At 44.3% G+C, this 2,143-nt stretch carries 1 protein-coding gene; it reads right to left on the bottom strand.

Features of this window, described 5'->3' with window-relative positions; all coding sequences use genetic code 11:
* Positions 1 to 182 precede the first annotated feature (182 nt).
* Positions 183 to 1,868 carry an IS1182 family transposase gene (locus E4U82_RS19430; RefSeq protein WP_135111896.1) on the bottom strand — a complete coding sequence of 562 codons (1,686 nt, stop codon included), beginning with the start codon at positions 1,866 to 1,868 and terminating at the stop codon, positions 183 to 185.
* Positions 1,869 to 2,143 lie beyond the last annotated feature (275 nt).

Here is a 2,143-nt window from a genome sequence, read left to right as displayed (position 1 = left end):
CTAGGAGCCTTGGACAGAAGTATTTCAAAAAATCCCGCTTCATTTCACTACAACCTATTTTTATGTAAAAAAATGGAAATGATTTAAAAAAGGGTATGCCAAATAAGCTTCACGTTTATGTCATTTTTTTAATTTTTATAAACGTATTTGTTTATACCTCCCTCCTTTCAAGTATCGCTTCCTCAGGCAGTATCTTGGAACAAATGCTCTTTTTCGTGAACAGTCTCTTGATACGACACACTATTGAAATAGACTTTTAGTATCTTTCGGATATTATGCATGACGCAATGCAATTTGAATTCACGCGAAGCGTTGTCCATCCCGCGTCCATGCATCTGTTTCCACCCATCCTGTACTTGAATGTTGCCCCACACTGGCTCCGGAACACTTTTTCTCTGACTCAGGATTTCTTTTCCCTGCTCCGTGTTGGCCTTTTCTTTCGCTTCTTCTCTGAGGCGATCATGTTCCATATCCCGATCGATTTTGCGAATACCGTCTTGTGCTTTTGTACATTGCGCACTGAGCGGACAGGCCAGGCAGGCCTCCTGATTGCTGTATTTGCCAATCCGTCCCGATTTTTTCGTTTTCTGCCGCGTAAGCGTATGCCCCTCCGGGCATGTATAGGTATCGGCCTGTGTATCATACACAAATTTATCCTTGGCAAATGGGGATTTTGCCACTGCGTACGACCCGTAAAAGTCAATCCCTTTATCTTGCATGACCGCTATATTATGGGCTGAAAAAAATCCGGCATCAGCGCCAGCCTGCACGCCGGCCAGCGAACCGCATATGTTTTCCGCATGCTCCAGCGTTGGCTGCAATCCAAGTTGATCGGAAGCATTGTTGCTCGTATGTGTACCAAGGATGATATGCGCCTTGTCATCAACCCAGGCAAAATGGTTGTAACACTGTTGCACACCGTGATGTTTCGTGACCATGATGCTGGAGTCTGTATCCGTAAAATTAATTTGTTTCCCTTCCGGGATTTTTTGATTCCCATGTTCCGCTTTCCATTTTTGCTCCAATGTCGTTTTTGCCTGTTCCATGGTGTGAAGCCGATTATGCGTAAACGCTATGTTGTTCAGGAGATCCACCGTTTGTTCAAACGATTCCGTTGGAACGTCGTTCAAAAGGGGGGAAGAGGTTTTCAGCGTTTCCTCTTCGAGACCCTGACTTTTTTCGGCTTCCTCGTAATCGAGGTTGAATACCTGTTGTTCCTTGTCCCGCAGCTCTTGTTGATGCTGTTGTCGCAGAATGTGATGCACCCGCTGAGCCTGCTCGTGTATACAGGCCTTCAGCTCCTCTTCCGATATTTGTTCTGCCTCATCTATGTAGGGTTTGATGGATTCAAATAATGCTTCCAGTTCATTTGTTTGGCGATTGATCTTGTTTATCAAGTGCTCATAACTCATCGCTTTGTGCTTAGAGGCATTCGCTTGGACTTTGGTACCATCAATATACATGCGCTGCCGACCAATTAAGGCCAATCCTTCACAAATTCCGATGATTTGGGATAAAAAACGATCCGCTTCATTTAAAAGGGCATCGATTGTGCGTTCGACGGTCTTATAACCCGGCATGCCCATGCCGGATAATAGCCACTGTGCACCAATGCTGTCTTCGGCAAATTTGCAGATCTTTTGCGCTGCATAATGACCGTGATACATGGCGTATAAAATAACAGCCGTCAATGTGCGGCGGGTGTATGGTGGCGCGCCCATTGATAATGGGGCATAAAAAATCAGATCCAGTTCATCTACCAGGTATGAAAAGAAACGGGCTGCATGAGGTTTGTGTTCAATTTTTTCTTGTAATAATTCCTGGAAAAAAACAACCTGATTCGGGGCGTCGGGGCTGCGTTGCGCCATTTGATCTCTCCTCGTTTTTGACGATTCCAACGAAGAGCGCCTGAAAAATGTTGGTATTATGAAGCAGAATAGGCTATAATACGGATTAGGCACTCTTCGGTGGTATGTTTATCCAAGAACATTATACCATGAAAAGAGTGCTTTTTATATGTCTAAAACCTAATTACTCCTGTCTTGGCGGGAGATCAAGCCGTTTCATTGAAAATCTGATGTTCCACTCGCTAATTTACATATTTTTACATAAAACCCGTTATACTTCTGTCTAAGGCTCCTAG

Origin of the sequence: Lentibacillus salicampi (assembly GCF_004565465.1) — a bacterium.
GTDB classification, from domain to species: Bacteria; Bacillota; Bacilli; order Bacillales; family Amphibacillaceae; genus Lentibacillus; species Lentibacillus salicampi.
Note: the sequence above shows the minus strand (reverse complement) of the source record. Positions and strands in the feature narration are given on the sequence as shown.